At 62.1% G+C, this 24,730-nt stretch carries 19 protein-coding genes and 1 riboswitch; of the genes, 1 reads left to right on the plus strand and 18 read right to left on the minus strand.

What is annotated here, in order from left to right; all coding sequences use genetic code 11:
• Window positions 1-4: 4 nt before the first annotated feature.
• The 7 genes from BLW55_RS07775 to BLW55_RS07805 form a co-directional block, all read right to left on the minus strand.
• On the minus strand, window positions 5-1,168 hold the full coding sequence (locus BLW55_RS07775) for a Gfo/Idh/MocA family protein (protein WP_090328005.1): 1,164 nt from the start codon (window positions 1,166-1,168) through the stop codon (window positions 5-7).
• Window positions 1,169-1,193: 25 nt separating this feature from the next.
• Window positions 1,194-2,444, minus strand: coding sequence for a glycoside hydrolase family 5 protein (locus BLW55_RS07780; RefSeq protein ID WP_090328008.1), 1,251 nt, complete (start codon window positions 2,442-2,444; stop codon window positions 1,194-1,196).
• A gap of 228 nt (window positions 2,445-2,672) precedes the next feature.
• A complete protein-coding gene (ftsZ, locus tag BLW55_RS07785; protein ID WP_025030346.1) occupies window positions 2,673-3,686 on the minus strand; it encodes a cell division protein FtsZ in 1,014 nt (337 codons plus the stop codon).
• Between the two features lie 175 nt (window positions 3,687-3,861).
• A complete protein-coding gene (locus BLW55_RS07790) occupies window positions 3,862-5,085 on the minus strand; it encodes a glycosyltransferase family protein (RefSeq protein ID WP_090328011.1) in 1,224 nt (407 codons plus the stop codon).
• 14 nt (window positions 5,086-5,099) lie between these two features.
• On the minus strand, window positions 5,100-5,894 hold the full coding sequence (locus tag BLW55_RS07795) for an HAD-IIB family hydrolase (RefSeq protein ID WP_090328013.1): 795 nt from the start codon (window positions 5,892-5,894) through the stop codon (window positions 5,100-5,102).
• The gene (locus BLW55_RS07800; protein WP_007008932.1) at window positions 5,891-7,672 is read right to left on the minus strand and encodes a sugar phosphorylase; all 1,782 of its coding nucleotides are present in this window, start codon (window positions 7,670-7,672) and stop codon (window positions 5,891-5,893) included. Before BLW55_RS07800 ends, BLW55_RS07795 begins: the two co-directional genes overlap by 4 nt.
• Window positions 7,673-7,737: 65 nt before the next feature.
• Window positions 7,738-8,448 (minus strand): phosphoribosyltransferase, encoded by a 711-nt coding sequence (locus BLW55_RS07805; protein ID WP_007008933.1) that lies wholly within the window; start codon window positions 8,446-8,448, stop codon window positions 7,738-7,740.
• A gap of 146 nt (window positions 8,449-8,594) precedes the next feature.
• Between BLW55_RS07805 and BLW55_RS07810 the strand changes: the two genes are divergently transcribed.
• Window positions 8,595-9,764: a M20 aminoacylase family protein gene (locus tag BLW55_RS07810; RefSeq protein WP_007008934.1), complete on the plus strand. Its 1,170-nt coding sequence runs from the start codon at window positions 8,595-8,597 to the stop codon at window positions 9,762-9,764.
• Window positions 9,765-9,798: 34 nt separating this feature from the next.
• Here the strand turns inward: BLW55_RS07810 and BLW55_RS07815 are convergent, their stop codons facing one another.
• The 11 genes from BLW55_RS07815 to BLW55_RS07865 form a co-directional block, all read right to left on the minus strand.
• Entirely contained in the window at window positions 9,799-11,577 is a 1,779-nt protein-coding gene (locus BLW55_RS07815; protein WP_090328016.1) for an adenine deaminase, read from the minus strand.
• Complete coding sequence (locus BLW55_RS07820; protein WP_090328018.1) at window positions 11,574-12,491, minus strand: nucleoside hydrolase; 918 nt, start codon at window positions 12,489-12,491, stop codon at window positions 11,574-11,576. Before BLW55_RS07820 ends, BLW55_RS07815 begins: the two co-directional genes overlap by 4 nt.
• A gap of 16 nt (window positions 12,492-12,507) precedes the next feature.
• Window positions 12,508-13,533 (minus strand): ABC transporter ATP-binding protein, encoded by a 1,026-nt coding sequence (locus tag BLW55_RS07825; RefSeq protein WP_090328020.1) that lies wholly within the window; start codon window positions 13,531-13,533, stop codon window positions 12,508-12,510.
• Window positions 13,526-14,305 carry an ABC transporter permease gene (locus tag BLW55_RS07830; protein ID WP_025030355.1) on the minus strand — a complete coding sequence of 260 codons (780 nt, stop codon included), beginning with the start codon at window positions 14,303-14,305 and terminating at the stop codon, window positions 13,526-13,528. Before BLW55_RS07830 ends, BLW55_RS07825 begins: the two co-directional genes overlap by 8 nt.
• Window positions 14,302-15,129 (minus strand): ABC transporter permease, encoded by an 828-nt coding sequence (locus BLW55_RS07835; protein WP_090328023.1) that lies wholly within the window; start codon window positions 15,127-15,129, stop codon window positions 14,302-14,304. Before BLW55_RS07835 ends, BLW55_RS07830 begins: the two co-directional genes overlap by 4 nt.
• A gap of 73 nt (window positions 15,130-15,202) precedes the next feature.
• Window positions 15,203-16,225: a polyamine ABC transporter substrate-binding protein gene (locus BLW55_RS07840; RefSeq protein ID WP_090328025.1), complete on the minus strand. Its 1,023-nt coding sequence runs from the start codon at window positions 16,223-16,225 to the stop codon at window positions 15,203-15,205.
• Between the two features lie 33 nt (window positions 16,226-16,258).
• Window positions 16,259-17,338, minus strand: coding sequence for a LacI family DNA-binding transcriptional regulator (locus BLW55_RS07845; protein WP_090328028.1), 1,080 nt, complete (start codon window positions 17,336-17,338; stop codon window positions 16,259-16,261).
• 108 nt (window positions 17,339-17,446) lie between these two features.
• A complete protein-coding gene (locus tag BLW55_RS07850) occupies window positions 17,447-19,990 on the minus strand; it encodes a heavy metal translocating P-type ATPase (RefSeq protein ID WP_090328030.1) in 2,544 nt (847 codons plus the stop codon).
• A 77-nt stretch (window positions 19,991-20,067) separates the two neighbouring features.
• The gene (locus BLW55_RS07855; protein ID WP_007008943.1) at window positions 20,068-20,292 is read right to left on the minus strand and encodes a hypothetical protein; all 225 of its coding nucleotides are present in this window, start codon (window positions 20,290-20,292) and stop codon (window positions 20,068-20,070) included.
• Window positions 20,293-20,295: 3 nt separating this feature from the next.
• Window positions 20,296-21,411: a ribonucleotide-diphosphate reductase subunit beta gene (locus tag BLW55_RS07860; protein WP_090328033.1), complete on the minus strand. Its 1,116-nt coding sequence runs from the start codon at window positions 21,409-21,411 to the stop codon at window positions 20,296-20,298.
• Between the two features lie 89 nt (window positions 21,412-21,500).
• The gene (locus BLW55_RS07865) at window positions 21,501-24,380 is read right to left on the minus strand and encodes a ribonucleoside-diphosphate reductase subunit alpha (protein WP_090328036.1); all 2,880 of its coding nucleotides are present in this window, start codon (window positions 24,378-24,380) and stop codon (window positions 21,501-21,503) included.
• Between the two features lie 96 nt (window positions 24,381-24,476).
• A riboswitch (cobalamin riboswitch) is annotated at window positions 24,477-24,691 on the minus strand.
• Window positions 24,692-24,730 lie beyond the last annotated feature (39 nt).

The following is a 24,730-nucleotide window of genomic DNA, read 5'->3' on the forward strand; positions in this document are numbered from 1 at the left end:
TTTGTCAGCCTTCGCCCCAGCGCGGGCTGAAATCGAAACGGGTCTTCGGCGTGTAGTCGTGTTCTCCGGCATTGAGCGCGAGAACCAGCTCGGTCAGGTGCAACGCCACATCTCCCGAAAAGAAGGGTGTGGTTCCATCCTCGAGCGCGCTAGCCTGCTCTGCAATACCGCGCATGAAGTCGATCTGCGAAGGATAGGACGGCAGCGTCTTCTTCCTGCCTGCCCTATGGCTGGACACCCGCTTTCCCGGAAAAACGCTTACCGGCAGGGTTCGGCCGATTCGATGTTCGATTGCGTTCAGCGCCCGTTCCAGAAAAGATCGTTCACGTCCCGGCGCGGACAGATGAATAGGCGAATTGTCATCCCAGAGATCGCGCAGGATCAGACTGCCCCTGTCTCCGAGAACGGTGAGCGAGCGATCGCGCGGTGCGGCGAGCCCGCAGGTCAGTCGCGCCCTGACGCCGCTCTCGAAGGTCAGGAGACCTACGGAAAAATCAGGCGCGAGCACTTCGTCACACCCGACACCCTTGTCCGGAAAGCACAGCGCAGAAGACGCTGAAAGATGCACAACCGGGCCAAAGAGATCGACCAGCCAGCTCAGCGCATAGCCTGCATGCTCCAGCGTGCAGCCGATCTTGAACTCTTCCGCGCCAGGCCAGCGCGCGCCCGACCGGCTTCGCCAGTTCTGCCAGTCGGCACGGAAGACGGGGCCGTCCTCCATCTCGGCATAGACGAGGCGCGGGCGGCCGATCTCACCTTTGGCCATGAGGCGGACAAAAGCCTCGTGCGCGGTGCTTAGCGCATTGGCGGGGGCGCAACAGACGGTCAGGCCGCGTTCTGCAGCAAGCTTCGCCAGCGCTTCCGCCTCATCGACGTTCATGGCCAGCGGCTTCTCGCAATAGACATGCTTGCCGGCTTCGAGACACGCCCTGTTGACCGCGTAGTGGCTCTCCGGGTTCGTCAGATTGACGACGATCCGGACATCCCCGTCATCAAGAAGGGACTGCATGTCCGCATAGGCGCGCGCACCATGAAAATCGCAGAACTGGCTGAGCCTTGCCGCATCAAGGTCCCAGACACCCGCCAGTTGGAGACCGGGGTGGTTCTGGAGCGTCGTCATGTAATAATCGGCAACGAAGCCCGTGCCGACAAAAGCGATTTTCGTCATTGGAAGTCTCAAACAGGTCCTGACCTTACTTCTTCAGTGAGCGGATCATGCGCAGCACATCGTCTTCGGCAGGATTGCCACCAAATTCCTCGACAATGCCGAAAGCCCCGCCATAACCCCAGATGGACCAGGCAAAACCGCGTTGTTCTGCCTTTTCGATCATGTCTCGAATATAGGCTGCGCGCCACGCGCCGGGGATCACGTCGGGATTCCCGTATTCCTGCCGGATCATGCCGAACTCGCCGAGCAGTATGTTCTCCGGGTCGACGCCATATCGCGCGGTCCAGTCCGCCACCGTCTTGAAGGGCGCATCCATCTGAGCATCCAGTTCCTGCTCCGTGTCGATGCCCGCGATCTGCTCATCAAGATAATCAAGCATGCCGGAGCGGCGCATAAAGGGTGCGTCAGCGCGAATACGCGCGCGCGCCTTTGAAAGCGCAGCTTCCAGTTCCGCCTTGTGCTCGTAGGGAGGGTATGGAACGCCCGTCACATAGCGAATGAAGTCGCCTGCCCACAGGGCGCCCTGCGTGGTCAGGATGAAGGGATCGTAGGAATGAAACCCCCACAGGATGTTGTCGTCCGGAATGCTGTTGGGGTTGAGTGCGGCAAGCCCGCTGGCCGATCCCCAGCACGCACCGGACAGAATGAGCGTAGTGCGCGGCGCAGAAGATCGGGCCGCTGCGAAAAGCCGGCCAAGCTGATCGTCCCAGGTTGCAGCCTCCGCGCCTTCGCAGCCCGTCACGGGCTCATTCAACAGTTCGAAGGCAACGCGCTCGGGGTCCTCTGCGGCCAGCGTACGGCCCATGTCACGCACGAGATCCAGATAGCGCTCGAACAGCGCATCGTCGCGCAGAAGCTCTTCTACCCCTGCAAACCGGTCGGCACCACGCGGGATGGGGTGTAGATCGACGATCGCCTTCAGCCCGGCGGCGTTGATGGTGCGCACGCCCTCCAGAACCGACATCAGAAGGCGCTCGCGCAAGTGGTCTGCCTTCGGAGAGAGAAATGGAATGGGATCGACCGGCATGCGCAGGAAATCGAACCCAACATTTTTCAGAAATACCAGATCTTCCGCATCCAGCCTGCGTCGCCATTCGGGATATGGCAGGAGCACGCCGTCGCGCGACCACTCTGCCTCGTTCGGCCAGGTATCCCACAGATCGAGATTGAGGCCGCGCTCGGGCGAGAAGGTTGCGGCCTCAAGCGGCCCGGAAGCCAGCGCCAAAAGGCCGGCCGCGGCCAGCCCGCGCTTCAACCATGCCGTTCTGCTCGCCATTCAGCGGCCCCCGTTTCCTGATCCGTGCGGCAATCACCACACCCTCCGGATACCAGCCGCGGATTAACGAAACATGGTGATAGACGTTGGCAACCTGTGCTTCAGCACGCCCTTACAAATTTGGGAAATTCCGGTTTGAAATTCTGAAATTCGCTCTGAAATAATGGAAAACCGGTCAAATTCCGAAATTCGGGCGGCTCTGTACCGCCCGAAAAATCATCGCGCCACCTAGGCGCGCAGTGCCTCGGCGTGACCGCTCTCACCGACCTGCACATCCGTCTCGCTTGCCAGCCCGGCGGCGACGACAGAGACCCGGAAGACACCCTCCAGCTTGTCATCGAAGATAGCGCCGACGATGATCTCGGCATCGTCGCCGACTTCTTCGCGGATGCGGGTGGCTGCTTCGTCCACCTCGAAGAGTGTCATGTCGCGGCCACCGGAAATGGAGACCAGCACGCCGCGCGCACCCTTCATGTTGGCTTCGTCCAAAAGCGGGTTGGCGATGGCGGCTTCAGCCGCCTTCATCGCCCGGGCGTCGCCCGTCGCCTCGCCAGTGCCCATCATGGCGCGACCCATGTCGCGCATAACCGAACGCACATCGGCAAAGTCGAGATTGATCAGACCTTCCTTGACGATCAGATCGGTGATGCAGCGAACGCCCGAATAAAGAACCTTGTCGGCCAGTTCGAACGCTTCGGCAAAGGTGGTCTTGGCGTCGGCGATGCGGAAAAGATTCTGGTTGGGAATGACAATGACCGTATCCGCCGCCTGCCGCAGAAGTTCTATCCCCTGCTCGGCGATGGCCATGCGGCGATTGCCCTCGAAGGTGAACGGCTTGGTCACCACGGCGACGGTCAGGATGCCGGCATTGCGGGCCGCAGCGGCAATGATCGGCGCGGCACCCGTGCCCGTGCCTCCGCCCATACCGGCCGTGACGAAGCACATATGCGTGCCCGACAGGTGATCCATGATCTCGTCGATGGTCTCTTCGGCGGCGGCCTGGCCGATCTCCGGCAGCGACCCCGCACCCAGCCCCTCAGTCGAGTTCGCGCCAAGCTGGATCAGCCGTTCGGCCTTCGACATGGTGAGCGCCTGCGCATCCGTGTTTGCGGCGATGAAGTCCACCCCCTGCAAATTTTGCGTGATCATGTTGTTGACGGCGTTGCCGCCGCCGCCGCCGACACCGACAATGGTGATCTTGGGGCGCATTTCTGAGATTTCGGGCTTCTTTTCGTCCGTCATTGGGCCTTGGTCCTTCCTGGGGGCAGGCGGCGACAGCGAATCGCTCCGCCCGCGCGTCCGCATCAGGGAATCAGAGTGCGCACGCTAGTTCAAGTGCGCGCTACGCCACGAATGCCGCCACAATACGGCTCCAATACAAATCTGATGACGTCCTGTAACGCTCGACTGGTAACCGTCAGGACGGAACCTCGGCATTGTCGGCAATGACGCTTTCACGCAGGAGCCTCAAAACATCCGGGTCGGCCGACTGCACACGGCTCCAATTGGCGATGAAAGGCGTTTCCATCGGGTGCTCCAGAAAGGTGTGCCCCGCCTCGACGATATTCGCGGCAAAGAGTTCCACGGCCTTTTCCTCCTTGTGGCGATCGACATGCAGACCGTTCATGATGGCGTCATTGTAATAGCGCTCGATTAGATCAAGAGCGAGCCGGTAGTAGGTGGCCTTGAGGGTCCTGAAATGCTCCTGGCTGAACACCATGCCGTCGGTTGCCAGCTTGCGGAAAATCGCCTTGGAAATGTCAATGGACATGCGCGAAAGCCCACGTGCGGCATCTTCTGCCGACAGCGGCTGGTGCTTGTGGTCGTAGCGGTCGCAGATGTCCACCTGGCAGACCGAGTGGCGACCGAGATTGCGCCAGACTTCTGAAAGAACGCCGATCTCCAGCCCCCAGTCGGAGGGAATGCGGATGTCCGGGAGGATGGACGTTCGCATGGCGAACTCGCCCGCCAGCGGATAGCGGAAAGCCTGCAGATATTCGACATAATCGCTGTGGCCGAAGGTGCGCTGCAACGCCTGCAAAAGCGGCGCGATCAACAGCCGGCTGACCCGGCCATTCAGTTTTCCGTCTGCGATACGCGGATAGTATCCCTTGCAGAACTGGTAGGGAAAGGAAGGGTTGGCCAGCGGATAGACAAGCCGCATGAGCATTTCGCACGAATAGGTGGTGATGTCGCAATCGTGCAGGGCCACCACATCGCTGTCCTGGCATGCAAGCGTGTAACCCATGCAATACCAGACATTGCGCCCCTTGCCGGGCTCTTCCGGCGCGAGCCCAAGAGAGGCGAGGCGCTCCTGAACCGCTTTGAGGCGCGGACCATCATTCCACAGGATCGAATGCTGCTGCGGCAGGCGCGCAAAGTAGTCCTGCGCGAAACGAAACTGACTTTCGTCCGCGCGATCAAGCCCGATGACGATGTGATTGATGTAGCCCACCTTGCAGAGTTCATCGACGATCTGGCCAAGCGCCGGGGCTTCAAGCTCCGAAAACAGCGAGGGCAGGATGAGCGTGATCTTGCGACGGCCGGCGAAAAGGTTGAGCTGTCGCTCCATCTCTTCGGGTGCAATGGTGCCGAGATTGTGCAGCGTGGCGACGCTTCCGCTCTGCTGAAAATCCGACATGATGTTCCTCCCCGCTATTCGATCTCTTCCAGCACTGCGAGCATTTCTTCGTTCCAGCCTGCCGGCCCCGCAAGACGCGCCCTTCTCAGCACCTGATTTCGACCACGGGCAATCTTGCCGATCCCTGCGTGCGCAGGGTTGGGAATTTCAATCGCAATATCGACGCTTTCCAGCATGTCCCTGTCGTTCGGTGCATCACCAAGTGCGATGCTGATCGCTGGCACGCGCTTGTCTTCAAGCCGGGCCAGAAGCTCCCTGACCCTTTGTCCCTTTGTGCCACCAAACGACAGCGTGACAAACCGACCGCCCTTCTGGATGTAAATGCCCCTCCTGCTCAGTGCCTGACAGAACGCGGCAAACGCCTCTTCCGTTCCGCTCCAGATGCCCGGTTCGGAATACTCACGCTGTTTGGCCAGTTGCGCTGCCTCCAAGCTCAAGCCCGTGCGCGCGGCCACCTCCTGCTCATCCCAGTCCGAAAAGCTGGAATAGCATTGCCGCAGCTCTGGAGGCAGAGCATCGAGATGGCCGATGAGCTCCTCGTAGCGGCCACCGCTCTCATGTTGACTGCCCCGCTCGGAAGCAAGGATGCCAGCCCCATTTTCCACGATGGCCGGACAGTGGGAAAAATCCAGAGCGCGACGCAGCGGCGCGATTTCAGCAGCCGTTTTGCTGGAGGCGAGAATGAGCGCGCCAAAGCGCGCGCGCAACGCCTTTATCGCGGGCAGAGCGGGCGTGAAATCATAGGTCTCGTGATCCAGCAGCGTACCATCCAGGTCGCTGAACACGACGAGGCGCGGCCTGATGATCATGAAACCGTTTGCCGGTTGGAGATCCAGCGAGTCTGATACGGAGCAAAGGCTATCTCGCCGGAAAGCTGTGCCACCGGCTCACCAGACAGAAGGTCATGCCACGCATCCCCCTCAATGAGGTTGAGTGACATGGAGGGGATAGATCGTTTCTGACTGGTCAGATTCGATACTGCGAAAATGCTCTGCGACCTGTCGAGGCTCTGGCGCCAAAACCCGAAAAATGCTTCGCCAAGCTGGAGTGTGAACTGCGTGGCATTGGGATGGAACGCGGGCTGCGCTGAGCGCACGCGCACCATCTCCTTCAACCCTGAAAGGACACGGGCCGAGAGCGTGTTCGGGTCATCGAGCTCCTTGCGCAGCATCGCATAGTCCAGTCGCTTCCGGTTGATCGCGCGATTGTAACCCAGCTTTTCAACACCGTCATAATCATTGCGCGTGGCCAGCAGGGAGTGGATGTAAAATGCGGGAATGCCCTCCAACCCCATGACAATGGCCTGGCTGCACAGGAAGCGTTCGACCTGCAGGTGGTCCGTGCCCTGATGTGTGCCGGCGAAGGCGTCGAAGAGGGCCACATTTAGCTCATAGGGCCTGTCTCCATCAGGCCGACTGTAATAGGACACGCGGCCACCGAAACCCTGCACGGTTTCGATCACCCGCGCGATCTCGTTTTCAGGGATCAGCCCCTCCGCCGGACGCAGACCAACGCCATCATGCGAGGCGGAAAAATTGAAATAGGCACAGCCGAGTTGCGCCGGCGGCATCGCCATCTGCCAGGCGTTGAGATATTTCGACGTACCGCCAAGCAGCGCATGCAGGAGAAGCGGCGGCAGCGCAAAATTGTAGATCATGTGCGCTTCGTTGCGATTGCCGAAATAGCTGAGGTTCTCGACATTCGGGACATTGGTCTCGGTGATGAGAACAATCGGCTCTTCGCGATAATCGCACAAGAGCCGGATAAGGCGGATGATCTCGTGCGTCTGGCGTAAATGGATACAGCTAGTCCCGATCTCCTTCCAGAGGAAGGCTACCGCATCGAGGCGAATGGTGCGCACGCCACGCTCTATATGTTCGCGGATGATATCGAGAAATTCGAACAGGACACGCGGATTGGAAAAATCGAAATCCACCTGATCGTGGCTGAAGGTGCACCAGACATGTTTGGTACCGCTTTCCGTTTCGAAGGCGCGCAAGAGTGGATGCGTGCGGGGTCGCACCACCGCACTCAGATCATCTTCGGGGCTCGCCATCTTGAAGAACCGATCCCAGGGTTCGTGGCCCTGCAGGAAATCCGAGAACATGCGGCTCTGGCTGGAGCAATGGTTCATCACCAGATCGGACATGAGACGGAAACGGCCGGCGATGCGCGAAATATCGGCCCAGTCGCCCAACTGGCTGTTCACCTCGCGATAGTCGGTAACGGCGAACCCATCATCCGAAGTGAACGGAAAGAAGGGCAGGATGTGAATGCCTGTGAAGACGCCCGCCAGATAGCGCTCGGAAAAATCATGCAGCAGATCGAGGGGCTTGTGTTCGCCATCCACCAGCGTGTTGCCATACGTGATGACGTAGTTGTCTTTCTCGCTCCACAGGGAGTTTGCCGGGACCCTGCCACGTCTGCGCGGTTTTCCCTTCTTTCCGAAGAACGCGGCCAGCACCCGCTCTGCGAGCGCGACGGGGTCCTGGTCAGGATAAATGGAGCCTAGGAGCTGGCTGAGACCATTGTGCAGCCTGACGGGCGTCGTCGCTCGCGCCCTGCGCTCTGCTCCCGTTACCGTCATGTGCCGAACCGGTCATGCTGCATTGCAACATGATGGCGTGCGACGACGACAATGGCAAGGGGCCATCAGTTTTCCGGCAGCCACCCGCCTTCGGGCGTCGGCGCCAGTGCCGGCGTTTCGAACACGCCGACCACGCGTTCGCAGATGCCTGCGCTTTCAGCCGAAAGCGCCTCGCGCCAGCGCGTCGTCTGGAGCATCGCAGCACCGATGGCGACGGGCTCAATGTTACACAGTTTGAGGAGTTTGAGACCGGCGACAATGGAACTGCCGGTGCTGATGACATCATCCACCAGAAGCACGCGGCGACCCTCGATGAGCGGCAGCATGCGCGGGTCCACGTAAAGCCGCTTCTGCTGATCGGGGCTGGTGACGGAGCGCAGCGGAACCGAACGCTCTTCCTCATACCAGAACTTGCGCGACGTGCTGAGCGGCACATAGCGGCTGTGACCGAGCGCACGCGCGACCTGCGAGGCGAGCGTGAGGCCGAGGGTGGGCAGGCCGACGACAACATCCGGCCTGAAGGCCGACGCCTTTTCGGCGAGCGCCTTTGCCAGCGCGTCGGAAACGGTGAAGCTCGCCTGGTTGACGATGAGCGAGGCAAGCGCCCGCTCCCCACCTGAAAGAACGCGGATCGGGAGGCCGAGCTGACGCCCATCGGGCAGCTCCGCGGGGAAGAACCCCTTGTGGCCGCCGTGCGGCGCGCGCTCAAAGGTTCCTGCCGGTTCGAGCACCTGCCAGAATGCCTGGGGATCGATCTGGAAATCGGAATGCGTCATTGTCTGCCGAAAGGCCCCGCGTTAAGAATGAGCTGTTTTCACCTTGGATTTCTGTTCCCGGACAGAGCGACAATCTCCACGCCGGCCGCCTTGCTGCGGAAGGCACCTTTTATCCGGGCAGACGCGTAAATGGAAAGGGCGTATTGATGGCTGTTAACGAGGATGTTCGCGCGGAGCTGGATTTTCTCGCCGCATTGCGACGCGACCTGCACGCCCATCCCGAACTGGGCTTCGAGGAAGAGCGCACCAGCCAGATCGTCGCCGAACATCTGACAGAGACCGGCATGAAGGTGCATCGCGGCCTTGGCGGCACCGGCGTGGTGGGCACGCTGACGGTGGGCAACGGCCCGCGCACCATCGGCCTTCGCGCCGACATGGACGCGCTCGCCATGCCCGAAACCGCCGACCGCCCCTATAAATCCACCGTGCCCGGCAAGATGCATGCCTGCGGCCATGACGGACACACGACGCTGCTTCTGGGCGCAGCGCGCGAACTGGCGCGCACGCGCAATTTCGCCGGAACCGTGCATTTCATCTTCCAGCCGGCGGAAGAAGGTCGTGGCGGCGCAAAGCGCATGGTGGAGGACGGTCTTTTCAAGCTTTTCCCATGCGATGCGGTCTATGGCCTGCACAACATGCCCGGCCTCGACACCGACGAGATGGCGGTTGTGGCCGGCCCGCAGCTTGCCTCTTCCGACAGCTGGCAGGTGCGCTTTCGCGGTGTCGGCACCCATGGCGCAAAACCGCATCTGGGCAAGGACCCGGTGACGGCGGGCGGGCACTTCGTTTCCAGCCTGCAGACGATTGTCGGCCGTGTGGTGGACCCGCTCCAGCCCGCCGTTGTGAGCGCCTGCTCGGTGCAGGCGGGCGACCCCAATGCGCTCAACGTGATCCCCGATTTCATGGACATTGCCGGCACGGCGCGCGCCTATACGCCACGCGTGCGCGACCAGCTGGAAGAAGAGATCGGCCGGCTGGCGAACGGCGTTGCTGCGATGTTCGGCATCGAGGCGGAATACCGCTTCATCCGCCGCATTCCGCCCGTGGTGAACGATGCGGATGCGACGGCGCGTGCGCTGGCGGCGGCACAGGCCGTGTGCGGCGACAAGGTGCGCACCGACTTTCCGCCTTCGACGGCGGGCGACGATTTTGCGTTTTTCTCGCAAGATGTGCCAGGGGCCTATGTGTGGCTCGGCAATGGCCCGGCCGTGGACGGCGCGCTGCACCACAACACGGCTTATGACTTCAATGACGGGGCGATTGGCACCGGCGTAAAATTCTGGACGACGCTGGTGGAGCAGGAACTGGCTGCCTGATTTTTGATGAGGGGCGAGCGCCGGCTTCTGAAACCTATCCCAGAATTTCGAGAACCGGTGTTTCCATAACGGCGGGGCGGGCATTGTCGGCAATGCCGAGATCGGTCTGGTGCGGGCCGGCATTGCAGGCGAGCGTTGCGCCGAAACAGGCCTTGAACACCAGATAGGGCGGCTCCCAGTCGACAATGTCGTCCATGGCGGAGCGCAGGGCCGCAAAGCCCGCCGCCACATCGGCCAGCGGTTCATCGGAAACGAGGCCCGACAGGGGCAGCGCCAGAGAGGCGACGATGCGACCGCCCTGCGCAACGGCCATGCCGCCGCCAGCCTCGATCACCCAATTGGCCCCTGCCGCCACATCCTCTTCATTGCCGCCGAAGACCGTGACGTTGTGGCTGTCGTGGGAAACCGTGGTGCAGAACGCGCCGCGCCAGGAGCCCCAGCCGGTGAGGTAGCCCACACGCGGAATGGCCGGCGCGCGGCCATGTCGGTGAATGACGCTGATGAGCGTCGCGCCTTCGGGCGGCACGACGAAGCCGCCGCGCACCGACGCTTCCGCCTCGCCCCACTCGGTGAAGCGGGGGCGGTGAATGGTGGCGACGCGCACACGCTTCCCATCCGCCCGGACGCGAAAATCATCGGGCGTGAAAATGGGGCATTTGATGGAGCCTTTGAGCGGCGCGGTGGAATGCGCCTTCACCGGGGCGGTCAAAGCGCCATCGCGCGCGACCACGACGCCATCGGCGACGACGGCGGCGGCGCGGAAATTCTCCAGATCGTCAAACAGCGCGATGTCGGCGCGACGACCGGCGGCGACAAGACCGAGATCAGGGCGCGCAAGCCGGTGCGCGGCGTTGAGCGTTGCCGCCTGAATGGCCCAGGTGGCCGGCATGCCGTAGCGCACCAGACGGCGCACCACATCATCAAGCCCGCCTTCGTTCAGAAGTGAATCCGGGAAAACGTCGTCGGTGCACAGCGTGACCGTGGAAGGCAGCCGCCCGAGCGCGTTCAGCGCTTCGACGAATTCAGGCAGGAGGTGATCGTGCGAGCCGCGCATCTCGATGGCGAGGCCAGCGCGCAGCTTGGCCATCAGATCATCGCCGGAGACGAGTTCGTGATCGGAGCTGACGCCAGCGGCCATGAAGGCATTGAGGTCTGCGCCTTTGAGGCTGCGGGCATGGCCGAAGACGGGCTTGCCGCTTTCAAGGCCGGCCTGCACCACATCGCGCATGGGCGCGGTGCGGTCGATGACGCCGCGCATATTCATGACCTCGGCAACGCCGCCAATGCCGGGACGCGCCAGCATATCGGCAAGCTCGGCGCCGCCGAAATCGGCGGCGGAACATTCAAGCCCGGGGGCTGCGGGAACGCAGGACGGCGCGAGCACGATCATGCGCAGCGGCAGATCGGCTGCCGCCTCCAGCGCCCAGCTGACGCCGTCGAGCCCGTGCACATTGGCGAATTCATGCGGGTCCCACTGAACGGTGGTGACGCCGCGCGGCAGCACGGCCTCTGCATAAGCGGCAGGCGTGATCATGGAGCTTTCCACATGCATGTGCATGTCGATCAGGCCGGGCGTGACGGTGAGCCCTTCTGCCTCGATGATCTCGGCTGCGTCGTCGCGCGCGCCCCGCTCGTGGACGCTGGCGATGAGCGCGCCGACAATGCCGATATCGGCGGGGCGCAGTTCGCCGGTCACCGCATCGAGCAGAGTGCCGCCGCGAATGAGAAGATCAAACGGCGCATCGCCGCGTGCTGCGGCAACGGCGCGGTCGCGCAGGGTAGGATCGTTGAGGTCGTGGGGTTCAGCGGTCATGAGCGGGCTGCCTCCACGAGGGCGTCGAGCGCCAGCGCGCGAACGCGGGCGGCATCGGCGCGCATGCCCCACAGGGCGTTGGGTTTCACATGCGGGCGCTGGTCGACAATGGTGCGGCCACGCGTGTGCGCGCCGGCAAGCTCCATCGTCACCTCCGCGTCTTCGAAGACGAAGGCGTCGGGCGCGACAAAGGCGGCGGCGGCGGTGGGATCGTAAAGGGCCATGGCGCTCCGTCCGCTGTTGAGCGCAATGTCGACATAGGCGCCAAGAAGATCGGCGAGAATTTCTGCCTTTTGCGTGCCAACGGCGCGCACGACATCCACATCTTCAGGGCCGACGAGCACCTGACGGCAGAGATCGAGATCGGCAACACGAAGCGAAATGCCGCTTGCGAAAACGATGGCAACGGCCTCCGGATCGGCGAAGGCGTTGAACTCGGCGGACGCCGTGTGGTTGCCGCGCGTCGCGCCGCCGCCCATCCAGGTCACGCTGTCGATCTTTGAAAGCAGATCCGGGCGGGCGAGCGACAGGATCGCGATGTTGGTAAGCGGCCCGAGCGCCAGGATTTCGCCCGGCGCATCGAGCCCTTCAAGCCACGCGGTCAGGGCCGCAAGCGCATCGGTGCGCGGTAACGCCTCGGCTTGAGGAAGGCTGCGCCCACGGGTGGGAATGCCGGTGGGCCCGAGAACATGGGCGGGTGTTTCCACCCCGCCCAGGATCGCCCGTTCCGCGCCGGTGTGGATCGGGAAGCGCCAGCCAAGCAGCGATACGGCTCCGGCGGCATTGGCGCGCACCGCATCCATCGGCGCGTTGCCGAACACCAGCGAGACGCCAGCGACCGGCTTCGACGAGGCGGCGACCATCATCACCGCCAGAATGTCGTCGAAGCCCATATCCGTGTCGATCCAGACCAAGGCGGACACTCCCTTTCTACATGCGTTCGAGAACGGCAGCGCGCTCCGGCGGCAGGTCGAAGGCAACTGTGCTGCCCGGTTCAAAGGCGGGGGCGGATGCATCCATCTCGGCCTTGATGGGGCCGAGCGGGCTCTTCAGAAGGTATTCGCGCGAGCCACCGGCAAAGGCAGCGCCAAGCACCTCGCCTTGAAAGCGCCCCTCCCCGAGGGTGACCATGTGCGGACGCCAGGCAAGCCCCGGCGCATTGACGGCAGACGCACCGGCGAGATCCACTGCGCCGTTGTCTGTAACGATCTTCCCGTCCTTGACGGCAAAGATGTTTTCAAAGCCGACGAAATCGGCAACGAAGCGCGAACGAGGACGGTTGTAGACATCCTCGGGCGAACCGACCTGCTCGATTGCGCCTTCCTTCATGACGACGATGCGGTCGGCCAGCGCCAGCGCCTCGTTCTGGTCATGCGTGACGAAGACCATGGTGACGCCGCTCTCGCGCTGGACGCGCTGCAGCTCGGTGCGCATTTCCAGACGCAGGCGCGCATCAAGGTTGGACAGCGGCTCATCGAGCAAAAGCACCTTGGGCTCCATGACCAGCGAGCGGGCAAGCGCAACGCGCTGCTGCTGACCGCCGGAGAGTTCCGCCGGCTTTCGGCTGTGGAATTTTCCGAGCCCGACCATGGCGAGGCCGGCCTCGACCCGCTGGTTGATCTCCACCGTGGGGAGCTTTTTCAGGCGCAGGCCGAAGGCGACATTCTCAAACACGGTCAGGTGCGGGAACAGCGCGTAGGACTGGAACACCAGACCGACATGACGCTTGTTGGCCGGCACATAGGTGATGTCCGCACCATCCAGCGTGATCTTGCCGGACGCCGGACGCAGAAGGCCGGTGATGGCGCGCATGGTGGTGGTCTTGCCGCAACCGGAGGGGCCGAGCAACGCAATCAGCTCGCCCTTGCGGATGGACAGGTTGAGGCTTTCGACCGCAACGGTCTTGCCATAGGCGAGCGTCAGATCGCTCAGATCGAGATAGGTTTCATCAGACATAGCGGGAGAACCCCAGGAAACGTTCCGCGAGGAAAACGATGGAAATGGACAGGAAGGCGAGCAGCGCGGCAAGAGCGGCCACCGACGGATCATAGGTGATTTCCATGTACCAGATCATGTCGATGGGCAGCGTGCGCACGCCCGGTCCTGAAAGGAAGAGCGACACCGGCACCTGATTGAAGCTGGTGACGAAGCCCAGAATGAAGGCCGCCAGAATGCCGCTCTGAATGTTGGGCAGCACGATCCGGAAGAAGGTCGCGACCCGCGAAGAGCCGAGGATGACCGCAGCCTCCTCAATGTCGCTGCGCAGATTGTCGAGCGAGGCCGAAACCACGCGCACCGCATAGGGCAGGATCAGCGCCGTGTGGGCGATGAACAGCGCCACGCCGACGCTGACATCGAGCGGGATCACCAGATAGCGCAGAAGCGCGAGACCGACGATGATGCCCGGCACGATGATCGGCGCGGAGACGATGGTGCGGATGGTCTCGCCGAACGGCAGACGATAGCGCGAGGCGGCATAGGCCACCGGCACGCCAAGCACGAGGGCGGCGAGCGTGCCGAAGATGGCGAGGAACATGGAAAGCGCGAAGCTTGCCCTAAAGCTCTCCACCTCGAACACTTTCATCACCCATTTGAGCGACAGGCCCTGCGGCGGGAAGGCGAGCGTTTCGCCGCCCGAAAGGGCCGCCGCGACGATGATGACGAACGGCCCTAGCAGGAAGATGAGGACGAGCGTCAGCGTGACGTAGGACAGAAGGCGGGAGGTCATCGCTTGTTCCTCGCGGTGGCCAGGCGTTTCAGAAGCAGGTTGGCGGAGAAGCTCATGACCATGAGGATCATGGCGATGATGCTTGCCGAGGCGAAATCGTTGGCGACGGTGACGCGCTGATAGAGCAGCGTTTCCAGCATCAAGACCTTGGAGCCGCCGAGAATGGCGGGGGTGATGTAGGCCGTGAGCGAGCCGGTGAAGACCAGCGTGCCGCCGATGACGAGCCCTTCCTTGGTCAGCGGAAGAATGACCTTGACGAAAACCTGCAGCCAGTTGGCGCCCAGAACGCGCGCGGCGGGCACGGCATCCTTGGGCATGTTTTCCAGCGCGCTGATCAGCGACAGGATCATGAGCGGCAGGAAGAGCTGCAGAAGACCGATGAAGACGGCCGTTTCGGTGAACAGGAACCGGATGGGCGTGTCGGAAAGACCGAGCCAGACAATGGTTTCGTTGACGAAGCCGGTGCGGCCCAGAATGACGATCCAGGCATAGGTGCGGGCGACGGGCGAAATCATCAGCGGCATGACGACGAGGCCGATCATGCGACCGCGCGCGGTGGGCGGCAGCGTGACGATGGAATAGGCCGTGGCATAGCCGATGACCGCCGACACGGCGGTTACGATCGCGCCGAGCTTCAGCGTGCGCCAGAAGACGGTGCGGTTGAGCTCGCTTTCAAAGAAGCCGGCATAGGACGCCAGCGTCCAGCTTCCCTCGGCGCGAAAGCCCTCGGAAAGCAGGATGCCCACGGGAACGAGAAAAACGATCGCCGCGAAGACCGCCGCGGGCAACGCCAGCGCCAGTCCTTCCATCCGATTCTGAAACATGTGTTGGAACCTTGTGTTGGGTCCGGGGGCAGGCGCTCCGCCCGCCCCCGGACCATCGCATCAGCTTAACGGCTTACTGGCCGATCTGAGCATTCCACTCCGAGAGCCAGCTCTCGCGGTTGTCGAGGATGACGGCCGGGTCGAGAAGCTGGAGGCTCTCGACGGTCTCGGCGCCATAGGTGAGGTTTTCGGCGATCTCGTCGGAGACCTTCACCTCGGAATTGGCGGGGCTGTCCACCAGCGCCTCGGCAAGCTTCGTCTGGATCTCGGTGGAAAGCCAGAAATCCATGAACTCATAGGCGAGATCTTCGTTCTTCGCGCCCTTGGTCAGGATCATGACGTTCATGCCGCCGGTCTGGCCTTCCTTCGGGGTGGCCCAGGCCATGTCAAAGCCCATCTTGGAGTATGCGCCCCAGGCAAAACGTCCAATGGGAGCAGCCAGAATTTCTTCCTGCTGCATGAGCTGTGCGACTTGCGAGGAACGCTCGTAGAAGGTGACGATGTCGTCCTTGTTCTTGGCGACTTCACCGATTGCGGCCTTCAAATCTGCCGCATCATCGCCGATGGCCTTGCCGACCATGTAGAGCGCGGGCGGGCCCTGATTGGTGCTCACATTCGGAAATGCAACGCGGCCCTTCAGCTTGTCCTGGAACAGATCGGCCCAGCTTTCGATCGTCACCTCGTCGGCACGGTAAGCGATCGACGTGGCATAGAAGGTGTAGCCGACACCCATGTTGTCGCCGACCGGGTCCTTGGCGATGTCGTAGAGCTTGTCGTAGTTCGAAAGGCGGCTGACATCGATGGACTGGGTGATGCCCTTGCGCGCAGCTGAAAGCGCATCATGGGTGGACATAACAGCCATGTCGATTTCCGGATCGTCCTTGCGTGCTTCCAGCTTTGCGAGGCGCTCCACGGAATTGCCGGTCTCCACCACCAGTTCGCAGCCGCACTGGGCCTCGAACGGATCATAGACGATCTCTTTGAAAGCGTCCTGGGCGAAGCCATAGACGGAGATGACGAGCTTTTTATCAGCCGCCTGCGCCGCACCGCTGAGTGCGGCCAGCGCGACGCCTGAAGCCAGGAGTTTCTTGAACATATCTAATTGTTTCCTTCTCTGGTGGTGCTTCTTCTAGACTTGGTCCGTGGTGGATGACGCGGGCCAGGCTTGGACCGGCGCCCTTTCGCCAAGAGCGGCACGACCCAACACCGGGCCACTGGATTGGCGTATGATGAGCTGCATCGGGATGCAGCTTTGGCCCTCGGGGGCCGGCAGATCGGACGACGCGTCGCGCGCACCGTCTTGATCGATCTGGAAAATCAGGTCGGCAATGGCGATCTCGGCAATGCGCTCCATGTCCATGCGCATTGTGGTGAGGCTCGGCGCAATGACGCCGGCCCAGATGAGATCGTCAAAACCGGTGACGCTGACATCGTCGGGAATGGAGATGCCGCCCTGTTGCAGCTCGGTGATGGCGCGCAGGGCATGGAGATCCGACACGGCGGCGAAGGCCGTAACGCCCTCCTCCACCAGACGCACGAGACCGAGCGGGCAGCCGGAACCATGGCTGCGCTCCATCTCGCCGATCCAGATCAGGCGGGTTTCGCCCTTGCCGGCAAAGGCTTCACGAATGCCGGCAATACGGTCGTTCTGAACGTTGGAATCGGAATGAAGGCCGATGATCGCTACAGAACGATGGCCGAGATCGAGCAGATGTCGCCCCATTTCAAGGCCGCCGCTGCGGTGATCGGCGGCAACGGTGTTGCCCGGCGTGGAAGGGGAATCGATGACCGCGACAGGACGGCCGATATCGCCAATGCAGGTGCCGTGGCGCGGCACGACGACGATGCCATCCGCGCCACGCTCGATCAGTCGGTTGATGGCGCGGGACTGGGCTTCGATATCGCCACGACTGTCGCCTATGAGCACGCCATAGCCTGCCTCGGAGGCCGCATGCTCGATGGCCTGCGCGAATTGCGGAAAGAGCGGATGGCCGATATCGGCCAGAACGAGACCAAGCACATGGCTGCGCCCGGTGCTGAGCGCCCGGCCCGCAAGGCTGGGCACATAGCCCAGCTCCTTTGCCTTTTCACGGATCGCGCGGCCAAGCTCCTGCGATACGCGGCCCTTTCCGGACATCGCGTTTGAAACGGTCGCAACCGATACGCCAAGAGCTTTGGCAATATCGGATAGATTGGCGCGAGAAGCCATCAAAGCCCGATTCACATGAAGGTTAAGCGTTTAAGCATTATGCCCGGCAAGAACCGTCATGTCGAATCGGTTTTTGAAAATCCCCAGAATTGGGGCAGGACCTGACGGTCAGGCCGAAGCCGTGACCGCCCTGCCCTCGCCGACCGAAGCCCCCTCCTGCCCGGCGGACCGGACAGGAAGAGGTGCCCTGAAACGCTTGAGCCGCAGCGCATTGCCCAGCACGAAGACACTGGAGAGCGCCATGGCGCCGGCGGCAAGCATGGGCGACAGGAGCATGCCCGTTGCCGGGTAGAGCACACCGGCGGCAACCGGGATCAGGCTCACATTGTAGGCAAAGGCCCAGAACAGGTTCTGCCGGATGTTCTTCATGGTTGCCTGCGAAAGGCCGATGGCAGTGGCAACACCGGTGACATCGCCAGCCATAAGAACCACGTCGGCGCTCTCGATGGCGACATCGGTGCCGGTGCCGATGGCGATGCCGACATCGGCTTCCGCCAGAGCGGGGGCATCGTTGATGCCGTCACCGACGAAGGACACCGGACCGGCCTGCTTGCGCAGGCGCTTGAGCGCCTCGACCTTGCCTTCCGGCAGCACTTCCGCCTCGACCCGGTCGATGCCGAGCTTTGCGGCGATGGCTTCAGCCGTGTGGCGGTTGTCGCCGGTTATCATCGCCACTTCCAGCCCCAGCGCATGAAGTGCTGCAATGGCGGTGGGCGTCGATTCCTTCACCGGATCGGCAACGGCGATCACCGCCGCGAGCTTGCCATCGACCGCCGCGTAAAGCGGTGTCTTGGCATCGGCGGCGAGCTTTTCGGCATCGGAGGAAGCCTTGCCGATCTCGACATTCTGCTGACGCATGTAACGATCCGCGCCGATGTGAAGACTGCGACCGCCAATGGTTGCGGCAATGCCGAAACCCGGAACCGCATCGAACGCATCGACAGGCTTGAGGTTGAGCCCCTCGTCGCGCGCACCCTGAACGATGGCTTCGGCTACCGGATGTTCGGACATGGCTTCCGCCGAGGCGACGAGCGAAAGGACTTCGGCGCGCTCGAAACCGTTCTGCACCACGAAATCGGTGAGTGCGGGGCGACCGAGCGTCAGCGTGCCGGTCTTGTCGAAAGCGACAACACTTGTGTTGCGCAGGCTCTGCAACGCCTCGCCATTGCGGAAGAGAACACCGAGCTGCGCGGCGCGGCCGGTGCCAACCATGATGGAGGTTGGTGTGGCCAGCCCCATGGCGCACGGGCAGGCGATGATGAGCACCGCCACAGCATTGACCAGCGCGAAAGCGAAGGCGGGATCAGGACCGAACACCAGCCAGACGACGAAGGTGAGCGCGGCGGCAAGCATCACGGCCGGCACAAACCAGGCCGTGACCCGGTCGACCACCGCCTGAATGGGCAGCTTGGCCCCTTGCGCGTTTTCGACCATGCGGATGATCTGCGCCAACACCGTGTCGGAACCGACCTTGGTGGCCCGGTAGACGAAGCTGCCCGTCTTGTTGATCGTACCGCCGATCACCTCGTCGCCTTCGGCCTTGGAGACCGGGACCGGCTCGCCGGAGATCATCGCTTCATCCACATAGGAGGAACCGCTCTCGACCACGCCATCTACCGGCACCTTGTCGCCGGGGCGCACCTGAAGACGGTCGCCCACGACGACCACATCAAGCGGCACTTCGACAAAACTGTCGTCCTTGAGAACGCGGGCGCTCTTTGCGCGCAGCTCCATCAGCCGCTTGATGGCCTCACCGGTGCGGCCCTTGGCGCGCGCCTCCAGAAGCCGGCCGAGCAGGATGAGCGTGACAATGACGGCGGATGCCTCGAAATAGACATTGACCGTGCCGGAGGGGAGAATGCCGGGCGCGAAGGTGGCCACGACCGAATAGGCCCAGGCGGCCGTGGAGCCGAGCATGACGAGCGAGTTCATGTCCGGTGCAAAGCGCATCAGTGCTGGAAAACCCTTGCGGTAAAAGCGCAGGCCCGGCCCGAACTGAACGATGGTCGCCAGCACGAAATAGACCATGTAGAGCGTGCTGCGGTCGGCAATGCCCATCAACCATTCGTGCATGCCCGGCACGAAATGGCTGCCCATTTCGAGAATGAAGATCGGCAGCGTGAAGATTGCAGCCAGCGTGAAATCGCGCTTGAGCGAACGAAATTCGGCGGCTTTCGCCTCCTCATGCGCATCGCGCGCGGCAGCGCCGTCGGTGCGCCGAACAGGCGTATAGCCCGATTTGCGGATCGCCTCTTCCACGCCGTTGCGCGCCTCGTCGCTCAACAGATCGACGGAAGCGCTTTCGGTGGCAAGGTTCACCGCGACTTTTGAAACACCGGGCACGGCGGCAATGGCCTGTTCCACACGCCGCACGCAGGAGGCGCATGTCATGCCCTCGATGCCGATGTCGAGATGGCTGGCGGGCACGCCATAGCCCGCCCCTTCCACCGCCTTGACGATGCTGGAGAAATCGAGACCGGGCCGGACCGTGACATCGGCGGTTTCGGTTGCCAGATTGACCGAGGCGCTTTCAACGCCATCGACGGCGGCGATCGCCTTTTCAGCACGTTTCACGCAGGAAGCGCAGGTCAGCCCCTCGATGCGGAAACGTTTCACATTGGCCGAAGACGTGTCGGCAGCAAGGGTATTCATCGCTTTCACCCTGATATGACTAATGTTCAGGGTTAGGCTTTTAAACCTTCCAGTCAATGGAAGGTCAACAGAAAAATTCAGTGCGTGGTTTCGGAGCCGGCAAAGGCCGTTAGAAGCAGGCGCAGATACTGCACCTGCGGATGACCGGGAAGGCGCCGGTCGATCTCCGCAAGCTGGCACTGCGCGGCATATTCGATATCCGCATCGGGGGGCAGGCTGACCACCCACTCCATGAAAGCGCGCTGTTGCGCGCGGATCGAACCCGCACGCAACTGTCTTGCCGATGTGGTGTCAAAGGCCATGGATCAATCCCAGCTCAACGCACCGCCATTCTGATACTCGATCACGCGCGTCTCGAAGAAATTCTTCTCCTTCTTCAGGTCCATCGCCTCGCTCATCCACGGGAATGGATTGTCGGTTTCAGCGTAGACCGGAGCGAGACCGAGCTGGGCACAGCGGCGGTTGGCGATGAAGTGCATGTACTGCTCGCAAAGCGCCGCGTTGAGCCCCAGAAAGCCGCGCGGCATCGTATCGCGCCCGTAGGATGCTTCCAGTTCGGCGGCGTCCGCGATCATGCCGCGCACCTCATCCTGGAATTCCTTCGTCCAGAGATGCGGGTTCTCGATCTTGATCTGGTTTATGACATCGATGCCGAAATTCAGATGGATGGATTCATCGCGCAGGATGTACTGATACTGTTCGGCGATGCCGACCATCTTGTTGCGGCGGCCGAGCGACAGGATTTGCGCGAAACCGGTGTAGAACCACATGCCCTCGAAGATGACATAGAAGGCCACCAGATCGCGCAGGAACGCCTGATCGGCCTCCGGCGTGCCGGTCTTGAACTCCGGATCGTCCAGATGCTTGGTGTAATCCAGCGCCCATGCCGCCTTGTCGGTGATGGAGGGCACCTCACGATACATGTTGAAGAGTTCGCCTTCGTCCAACGAAAGGCTCTCCACGATGTACTGGAAAGTGTGCGTGTGGATCGCCTCTTCAAAAGCCTGACGCAAGAGATACTGCCGGCATTCGGGATTCGTGAGGTGCCGATAGATCGCCAGAACGATGTTGTTGGCGACAAGCGACTCTGACGCGGCGAAGAAGCCGAGATTGCGCTTAGTCATGCGTCGCTCGTCTTCGGTCAGGCCATCGCGCGACTTCCACAGCGCGATGTCGGCCTGCATGGAGACCTCGGTGGGCATCCAGTGATTGTTGCAGCCGGCGAGATATTTCTCCCACGCCCAGCGATATTTGAGCGGCAGGAGCTGGTTAACGTCGGCGCGTGCATTAATCATGCGCTTGTCGTCGACCGACACACGGGCCGCCCCGCGTTCGATCTCGCCAAGGCCCGTTGCGTCTGCCTCGGGGGAAGCGGGATTTGGAATGGTGGCGGGCTGCGATTGTTCGTTCCAGTTCAGCATTGTCTTGTCTTCCGATTGGGTTTGCATTCGGCGCGCGCCCACCTTCGTCCTTCGACGGGCTCAGGATGAAGGTGGGCCCAAAGGCCGGGCTACTGGCAGGCCTCGCATTCGGGATCGTCAATGGCGCAGGCCTTCGTCCAGGCTGCATTCGGATCGATGGCGATGGGTTCTGCTGAAACGCTGGATGCGGAGACGGCGTTGAGCTTGCCGTCGGTTCCCTTGAGCGTGGATTTCTCCACATGGGTGGCGGAACGCGAACGCAGGTAATAGGTGGTTTTCAGTCCTTTTTTCCATGCGTGCCGGTAAAGCTCGTCCAGCTTCTTGCCGCTCGGATTGGCGATGTAGAGGTTGAGCGACTGGGCCTGGTCGATCCATTTCTGACGGCGCGAGGCAGCCTCGATGAGCCAGGCGGAATCGATCTCGAACGCGGTTGCATAAAGTGCCTTGAGATCGTCGGGCACCCGGTCGATCTGGCCGATGGACCCATCGAAATATTTGAGATCGGACATCATGACCTCATCCCACAGGCCGCGGTCCTTCAGATCGTGGATGAGCGCCGCGTTCACCACCGTGAAATCGCCCGACATGTTCGATTTGACGAACAGGTTCTGATAGGCGGGTTCGATGGACTGCGAAACGCCGCAAATGTTGGAGATGGTGGCGGTGGGCGCGATGGCCATGCAGTTGGAATTACGCATGCCGACCTTCTTCACCCGCTTGCGCAGGCTCTCCCAGTCGAGCGTTGCGGCGTTATCCATCTCGACACCCGGCCGCGCCTCTTCCAGAAGCCGGATGGAATCGATCGGCAGGATGCCTTTCGACCACAGCGACTTCTCGAACGTGGGATAGCGCCCGCGCTCGTCGGCGAGTTCTACAGAAGCCGAAATTGCATAATAGCTGATCGCCTCCATGCTGGCATCGGCAAACGCCACCGCATCCTCGCTGGCATAGGGTATGCGCAGCTTCTGCAAGGCGTCCTGAAAGCCCATCAGACCAAGGCCGACCGGGCGATGCCTGAGATTGGAATGGCGTGCCTCCGGAATGGTGTAGAAATTAATGTCGATGACATTGTCGAGCATGCGCATGGCGGTGCCGACCGTGCGTGCCAGACGCTCCAGATCGAGTGCGCCATCGGCAATGTGATTGACGAGGTTCACGGACCCCAGATTGCAGACGGCCACCTCGTCCTTAGAGGTGTTGAGCGTGATTTCCGTACATAGGTTGGACGAGTGAACGACGCCCACATGCCCCTGCGGCGACCGGATGTTGCACGGGTCCTTGAACGTGACCCAGGGATGCCCGGTCTCGAACAGCATGGTGAGCATGCGCCGCCACAAATCGACCGCGCGCACGGTTTTGAAGACGCGCAGCTCACCGGCCTCCGCCTTTGCCTCATAGGCCTCGTAGGCAGCACGGAACGCTTTGCCGTAAAGATCGTGCAGATCGGGCGTCTCGTCGGGCGAGAACAGGGTCCACGGACCGTCCGCCGCGACGCGCTCCATGAACAGGTCGGGCACCCAGTTGGCCGTGTTCATGTCGTGCGTGCGGCGGCGGTCGTCGCCGGTGTTCTTGCGCAGGTCGAGGAATTCTTCAATGTCGATGTGCCAGCTTTCCAGATAAGCGCAGACGGCGCCCTTGCGCTTGCCGCCCTGATTGACGGCGATGGCCGTGTCGTTGGCGACCTTCAGGAAGGGCACGACGCCCTGGCTCTCGCCATTGGTGCCCTTGATATGCGCGCCGAGACCGCGCACCGGCGTCCAGTCATTGCCGAGCCCGCCGGAATATTTGGCAAGCAGCGCATTGTCCTTCACCGCCTTGAAGATGCCGTCGAGATCGTCGGCAACCGTGGTGAGGAAGCAGGAAGAAAGCTGCGGGCGCAGCGTGCCGGAATTGAACAGGGTGGGCGTGGAGGCCATGAAATCGAACGACGACAGGAGATCGTAGAATTCGATGGCGCGCGCCTCGCGGTCGATCTCGCGCACGGCAAGCCCCATGGCGACACGCATGAAGAACGCCTGCGGCAGCTCGAACCGGGTGCCGTTGGCATGCAGGAAGTAACGGTCATAAAGGGTCTGAAGGCCGAGGAACTGGAAATTCAGGTCGCGTTCGGGCCGGAGCGCGGCGCCGAGACGCTCCAGATCGAAGCGGGCAAGCTCCGGGTCGATGAGATCGTTGGCGATGCCCTTTGCCACGAAGTCGGGGAAGTAACGCGCGTAGCGCTCCGACATCTCCGCCTGCGTGGCCTGCTCCGGCCTTTCGGACACGAAGGTCAGAGCCTCGCGGCGCAGTTTGTCGAGCAGCAGACGCGCCGAAACGAACGCGTAATCGGGCTCCTGCTCGACCAGCGTGCGGGAGGCAAGAATGGGAGCCAGAGACAGTTCGTCCTGACGGATGCCATCGTAGAGATTGCGCTTCGTCTCGCTCAGGATCGGCTCGGCCGAAACGGATTCGAGACCGGCGCAGGCTTCATGAACGATTTCCGCAAGGCGGGCCTCATCCAGCGCAACCAGCGTGCCATCGTCCCGCGTCATTTGCAGGGTGGATTGCGGTGCTTCGGCATCGACGGTTTCGGCGGCCCGTTCGCGGGCGCGTTCCTCACGGTAGAGCACATAGGCACGGGCAACACGGTGATGCTCGCCGCGCATAAGGGCGAGTTCCACCTGGTCCTGAATTTCCTCGATGTGGAACAGGCGGTCGGCATCGGCCCGGCGCGTCAGCGCGGACACAACCTGTTCGGCAAGCTCTTCGACAATATCGTGGACACGGCGCGAACCGGCGGCGGTGGACCCTTCGACCGCCAGAAACGCCTTGGTCAGCGCAATTGTGATCTTGGCCGGATCGAACGGCGTCACCCCGCCATTGCGGCGGATGACACGATAGCCCGGCTCGGACGAACCGGCTTCGCTCTTTCTGGTGGATGGCGGAACCGCGACGGTTCCATTGGTGTTCTTTACTTCAGTCGCCGGCATCTAGACCCCCGTGGCGGTTGGACAGGGGCGCGGAGACATGCGGCGCGACGGGGTTTCCCATGGCGACACACGCACCACCGGGACACCCCGCCCGTGGACGTTTATCTCGTCATGGCAGGTCTCCTGGCTTGCAGGTCGTCACCGCTGTTCGGCCTTCCCAGCACACATTGGGCGCCAGTGACACAAAACGAAAGCGGCTCGCTGCTTACAGTTGCGGGGGCAGCGCCGGACTTGCCCAAAAGGCGCACCGGCTTCCCTTTTCACTCCCGATCCAAACAAGAATCGAAAGAACCTTGACCCCTACAGTTGGTATCCATAGGGGCCACGAAGTCAACATATTGTTTCGGTGG

Source organism: Nitratireductor aquibiodomus (assembly GCF_900105565.1).
Lineage (GTDB): Bacteria > Pseudomonadota > Alphaproteobacteria > Rhizobiales > Rhizobiaceae > Nitratireductor > Nitratireductor aquibiodomus.